Here is a 5919-nt window from a genome sequence, read left to right as displayed (position 1 = left end):
GTCCCGCTCAGCAGCGCGTTGAGCGCGGGAGCTGCCCCGCGAAACGGAATGTGCTGCAACTTGATGCCCGCGGAGGCCGCAAACATTTCCATCGCGACATGCAATGTGCCGTAGGGGCCGGACGATCCGTAGCGAATTTCGCCGGGACGTTTTTTCGCATCTGCAACGAAATCCTCCAGCGTCTTCCACGGCGCCGAGGCCTGTACCGCCAGCAGCGTAGGATCGGCAAGTACGCGCGCGATCGGCGCGAGTTGGGAGACTTCGTACACGGGCGCACGATCGAAAAGACGGTCGGCCTCCGGCAGCACCGCCAGCGAGGACAACGTCATCAGCAATGTGTAGCCGTCGGGTTCGGCGCGCGCTGCCGCCGCATTGCCGATCGCACCGCCGGCCCCGCCAGCGCGATTGTCGACGATCACCGACTTGCCGAAGATATTTTCCAGTGCCAATGCCACCGGCCGGGCCGCCAGATCGGCCTGTCCGCCAGCCGGAAATGGCACGATCATGGAGATCGTATGCGTGGGCCATTCCATGGCCACCATCGCCGCCGATGGCCGCATCGCTGACAGAAGCGGCACCGCGGCGGTTGCCTTTAGCAATTCACGTCTATTCATCGGCAATTCCCCCATCGTTTTTCGTGTTGTTATTTGTCGCTGCCTATAGCCTGAACTGTCACGCAGGCAAAGCTGGACGTCCACACGACCCCTCAGGCGCGTCGCGGCCTCGACCGGTTTGCATTGCCGAAATGGGCGGCCAGGAAATTTCCCAGCGCCTCGACACGCGCCGGACGCGGACCGCCGGGCGGGGTGACCAGATGTACCGCGCCTTCGGCCTGTGACCAGCCTTTCAGAATGACCTCAACCTCTCCCGATTGAATCGCGTCGCCCGTGATGAAGTCCGGCAGATCGGCGATGCCGAGGCCCGCAACCACCGCCGGCAGCAAGGCTTCGCCATTGTTGACGCGAAGCGGACCCGCGGGGCGCACGCTCACCTGCTCGCCTTTGGCGTTGCTGTAGTGCCAGACATCGGCCGTCGACAGATAGGCGTAGCCAAAACATTTGTGCTGCGCGAGATGCATCGGGTGGGTCGGCCGGCCGTAGCGCTTCAGATAGGACGGTGCGGCAACGGTATGACGCGGTATCGCACACAGCCTTCGCGCAATCAGCGAGGAATCCGGCAGCCGCGCAATCCGTAAGGCAGCGTCAAATCCCTCGCCGATCAGATCCACCGTTGCGTCGCTGAGGTGCAGATCGATGGCGACGTCAGGATAGGCCTTTAGAAATTCGGGCAGGATCGGCGCCACCGCCTTTATCCCGAACGTCATCGGCACCGCGAGACGAACAAGCCCGCGCGGCGAAACCGATTGCGCGAGCGCCTCGTTCTCCGTCGCTTCGCCATCGGCCAGAAGCCGCTGGGCGCGGGCGGACAATTTCTGGCCGGCATCGGTGAGCGCGAGCCGCCGCGACGTTCGGTTGAACAGCCGCGCGCCGAGGCGTTGCTCGAGGCGGCCGACCGCCTTGGAGACGGTGGCCTTCGACAGCGCGAGCTCATTCGCTGCTGCCGCGAATGAATGCAGTTCAACGACTTTGGCAAAGATCGCGAGCCCCTCGAAGTCCGGAAGCCTGGCCATCCCGAGCTCTCCCAAAGGTCATAAATAGAAACAATGTGTTTCGATTGTTTCTATTTATGCACATATGCGGCGGGCTTATCCAGAGGGTCATGCGAACTTTGAAAGAAAATCCCCATGCTTGAACTTCGTCCCTTCAGCCGGCTTGGCGCGGCCGATCACGGCTGGCTCAAGGCCAAACACCATTTCTCATTCGGCAGTCACTACGATCCCGGCAATATGGGCCACGGCTCGCTTCGCGTCTGGAACGACGACGAGATCGCGCCCAACACCGGCTTTCCCGCCCATCCCCACGCCAACATGGAGATCATCACCTATGTGCGGGAAGGCGCGATCACGCATCAGGACAGTCTCGGCAACAAGGGCCGCACCGAGGCCGGCGACATCCAGGTAATGAGCGCCGGCTCCGGCATTCGCCATTCCGAGTACAATCTGGAAGCCAAGCCGACCAGGATATTCCAGATCTGGATCGAGCCTGTGACCGAAGGCGGTGCGCCAACCTGGGGCGCCAAGCCGTTTCCGAAATCGGATCGCTCCGGCCGGTTCGTTGCGATTGCCAGCGGACAGGCAGAGGACAAGGACGCGTTGCCGATCCGCGCGGATGCCCGCGTGCTGGCTGCCACATTGAAGGCCGGCGAGAGCGCGCATTACACGCCGGACAAGGCGCGTCATCTTTATCTGGTGCCCGCCGCCGGCAAGGTCGAGGTCAACGGCATCGGCGTCAACGCCCGCGACGGCGTCGCGATCCGCGACGAGACGAAGCTGATCATCACCGCGCTGGAAGATTCCGAGCTCGTGCTGGTCGACGCCGCGTAACGGATGCCGCCCACGCCCAAGCCCTGAATTGCCGGCTCGGGCCGGCGGTCTCTGGGCCAAGGGCGCGCTGAACGGCAAGGTCGGCGGCGCCTTCACCTCGACCGGAATCCAGCATGGCGGCCAGGAAACCACGCTGTTTTCGATCATCGCTAACCTGCTTCATTTCGGCATGATCGTCGTCGGCTTGAATTATGGTTTTGTCGGCCAGATGAAACTCGATGAGGTGACGGGCGGCGCCCCCTACGGCGCCACCACGATCGCCGGTACCGACGGCAGCCGCCAGCCTTCCGAAAACGAACTCGCTGGCGCCCGCTATCAGGGCCGCGCCGTTGCGGAGGCTGCCAAGAAGCTGCACGGCTGAGTAAGACACTTCACTACGAAACCGCGAGGGCGGTCGTTTTCTCACGACCGCCCTCTTTGTTACCGGCGCGATGGAACTTCGGCCTCTAAACTCGCTGAACGGTCAACGTATAACCGCACGGCGCCAGGCATAGGGGCAGCCGCGCCCGCGCGCCGCGATGGATGCAGGAAGCAGGACTCGAATGGGCATGGCGAATCTGGCTGGAGCCGCGCCGGCTGTTCTGGCGCTATCTGACGACGACCCCCCGCGCGCTGTATTTGCTGCTCAACAGGAGTCGCACCTCGAAATCGCACGTCACGCTGCGCAACTAGCGCCGCCGACCGAAACCGCTGCGCGAGCGCTCGCGTATCTCTGTCCTCCAGGCTATTCCATCGCTTAAGCCGACCATTTAGGGTGATGGTCCAAGCACGACGGGACGGATCATGATCACGCAATTGATGTCCTCGCGCCGTTTCGCGCCGCTGTTCTGGGCGCAGTTCTTCGCGGCGCTCAACGATAACGTGCTCAAGAACGCGCTGGTGATCATCCTGCTGTATGGCGCGAACACCGGACACGGGGATTCGCTGGTGTCGATTGCAGGCGCGGTGTTCATCTTTCCTTTTTTCATCCTGTCGGGGCTCGGCGGCGAGCTTGCGGACAAGTATGTCAAATCGGCCGTCGCGCGGCGCTTGAAATTCGCCGAGATTTTCGCTGCGGCCTTCGCCGCGGGCGGCTTCTTCCTGCATTCCGTCCCGCTGTTGTTTGCAGCGCTCGCTTTGTTCGGCGTTTTCGCCGCGCTGTTCGGACCGGTCAAATACGCCATGCTTCCAGATCAGCTCTCGATTGGAGAACTTGCGACCGGCAATGCGCTGGTGGAAGGCGCGACCTTTATCGCGATCCTGATCGGCACCATCGCCGGCGGCCAGCTCGTCGCCGGTTCCTCCCACATGGGCTGGGTGTCGCTCACCGTGGTCTTGCTGGCGGTCCTGTCCTTTGGATTTGCCTCCCAAATTCCCGATAGGACGCCGTCTGCCCCCGATCTCGCTATCACCGCCAATCCCTGGACATCGACTTATCACCTCTTGAAGACGCTCTATGGCGAACCGCGGCTCTGGGACGGCATGGTGATCGTCTCCTGGTTCTGGCTGGTCGGCGCGGTTGTGCTTTCGCTCTTGCCGGCCCTTGTGAAGGACATTGTCGGCGGCAGCGAGGGTGTGGTGACGTTGTGTCTTGCCATCTTCGCCATCGGCATTGCCGCAGGCTCGCTGATTGCCGCGCGTCTAAGCCATGTGCGGCCCAATCTGACGCTGGTGCCGATCGGCGCCGTCATCATGGGTCTCCTCGGCCTCGACCTGGCCTGGGCCATCGGGCACACCGTCCACGGGACCGGCATTTCGCCTGCGGAGTTTGCGACATCGTTCACCGGATTGCGGCTGCTGATCGACTTTGCAGTGTTCGCCATCGGCGGCGGCCTGTTCGTGGTCCCGTCTTTTGCGGCGGTGCAGGCCTGGTCGGCACCCACTGAGCGCGCCCGTGTGATTGCCTCCGGCAACATCCTGCAGGCGGCGTTCATGGTGGTCGGTTCCATCTTCGTGGCCCTGTTGCAGGCGGGTGGTCTTGCCATCGGCTGGATATTCTTCGGACTCGGAATCGCGAGCTTCGGCGCGGCATGGTTTGTGCTCGGCAAATGGCGCAAGGAGGGTGTGCGTCTCGCCAGCTGGAATTCGAACCGGCGACCTGCCTAATTCCCGTACACCAGATGCGGCAGCCACATCGTGAGCGCGGGCACGTAGGTAATGATCATCAGCACCGTCAACAGCAGAAGCAGAAACGGCAGCACCCCGCGCACGACCTCGCCGATCGGCGCGTGTGAAATCGTCGACAGCACGAACAGATTCAGCCCGACAGGCGGGTGAACCAGCGCGATCTCCATGTTGTGGGTGAAGATGATCGAAAAGTGAACGGGGTCGACGCCGAGCGCCGGCAACACCGGCGCGAGAATCGGCAACACCAACAGCAGCGTCGCTATCACTTCCAGGAAACAGCCGAGCACCAGAAGAAGAACGTTGATCGCAAGCAGGAACTGCCACGGCGCCATGTGCTGCGCCAACACCCATTTGACGAGTTCGGCGGGAACGCCTGAGGCCGTCATCCAGTGACCGAAGGCGAGCGCGGTCGCGACGATCAGCATGATGGCGCCGGCGCTTTTCAGCGCATCTGCCACCACCCATAACGTCTCCGACCATTGGAAGCCGCGGTAATAGATGAGACTGACCAGGAGCGACACGACGGCGGCAATGGCGGCTGCCTCGGTGACGGTGACAACGCCGCCGTAAATGCCGACCAGCACGATGACCGGCACGCTCAGCGCGGGAAGCGCCCTCGCCGTCACGCGCAAACGTTCGGCGAACGGCAGGCTCGGCTCGACCGGAAATTTCCGCCTCCGCGCATCGTACCAAACCCAGGCGAAAAACACCGCCGCCTGCAACAGGCCGGGCAACACGCCGGCGAGAAACAGGCGCGGCACGGATTGTTCGGCAACAATCCCATAAAGGATCAGTGCCAGCGACGGCGGGATCACGATGCCGATGGTGCCGGACGCGCCGACGACGCCGAGCGCGAAGCTGCGCGGATAGCCTTTCTCGATCATGGCGGGGAGCAAAATCGTTCCCATCGCGAGCGCGGTTGCGACCGACGAGCCGGAGATCGCCGCAAACAGCGTGCAGGCAACCACCGTGACCAGCCCGAGCGAACCCCTGACGCCGCCGAGCCAGGCGGTGGACAAATCGACCAGCGCCTTGGCGACGCCGCCATGGCGCATGAAGGTCGCTGCCATCACGAACAGCGGCAGCGACATCAGGGTCGGCGAATTCAGGTGATCGATGATGACTTGCGCAACGCCGATCAGCGGTTCGCCGGAGGCAAAATAGAGGATCGACGCGCAAAGCCCCAGCACAAGGAAGATCGGCATGCCCACAGCGAGCAGGCCGAAGAACAGCACCAGGAACAGGATGACCAGCATGACCGCTTAAGCCTCGCCCCTGAGGCGTGGTCGGGCACGCGTAGCGCGCCGGGATGGGGTCACGTTTTTCGTTCTAACGATCAGCCCTTTGTACTTCGCGTCAAGATTGACCCC

The 5919-nt window shown here is 62.9% G+C and carries 4 protein-coding genes and 3 pseudogenes; 4 read left to right on the top strand and 3 right to left on the bottom strand.

Going from position 1 to position 5919, the window contains the following annotated elements:
- On the bottom strand, window positions 1-614 hold a 614-nt coding region (locus WB528_RS24895; protein WP_423891699.1), incomplete at its 3' end, for a Bug family tripartite tricarboxylate transporter substrate binding protein.
- A 92-nt stretch (window positions 615-706) separates the two neighbouring features.
- Window positions 707-1630: a LysR family transcriptional regulator gene (locus WB528_RS24890; protein ID WP_423891697.1), complete on the bottom strand. Its 924-nt coding sequence runs from the start codon at window positions 1628-1630 to the stop codon at window positions 707-709.
- 114 nt (window positions 1631-1744) lie between these two features.
- Here WB528_RS24890 and WB528_RS24885 point away from each other — a divergent pair, with 114 nt between their 5' ends.
- The 4 genes and pseudogenes from WB528_RS24885 to WB528_RS24870 all read left to right on the top strand — a co-directional run.
- Window positions 1745-2443, top strand: coding sequence for a pirin family protein (locus WB528_RS24885; protein WP_423891695.1), 699 nt, complete (start codon window positions 1745-1747; stop codon window positions 2441-2443).
- A 37-nt stretch (window positions 2444-2480) separates the two neighbouring features.
- A pseudogene (gene wrbA / locus WB528_RS24880) lies at window positions 2481-2804 on the top strand (NAD(P)H:quinone oxidoreductase); the annotation flags it as partial.
- Between the two features lie 134 nt (window positions 2805-2938).
- A pseudogene (locus WB528_RS24875) lies at window positions 2939-3115 on the top strand (WecB/TagA/CpsF family glycosyltransferase); the annotation flags it as partial.
- Between the two features lie 111 nt (window positions 3116-3226).
- A pseudogene (locus tag WB528_RS24870) lies at window positions 3227-4492 on the top strand (MFS transporter); the annotation flags it as partial.
- 32 nt (window positions 4493-4524) lie between these two features.
- Here the strand turns inward: WB528_RS24870 and WB528_RS24865 are convergent.
- Window positions 4525-5805: a TRAP transporter large permease gene (locus WB528_RS24865; RefSeq protein ID WP_423891693.1), complete on the bottom strand. Its 1281-nt coding sequence runs from the start codon at window positions 5803-5805 to the stop codon at window positions 4525-4527.
- Between the last annotated feature and the right edge of the window lie 114 nt (window positions 5806-5919).

It is taken from the genome of Bradyrhizobium sp. (assembly GCF_049586575.1).
Classification (GTDB): Bacteria; Pseudomonadota; Alphaproteobacteria; order Rhizobiales; family Xanthobacteraceae; genus Bradyrhizobium.
This window is presented reverse-complemented; position numbering and strand designations above follow the sequence as displayed.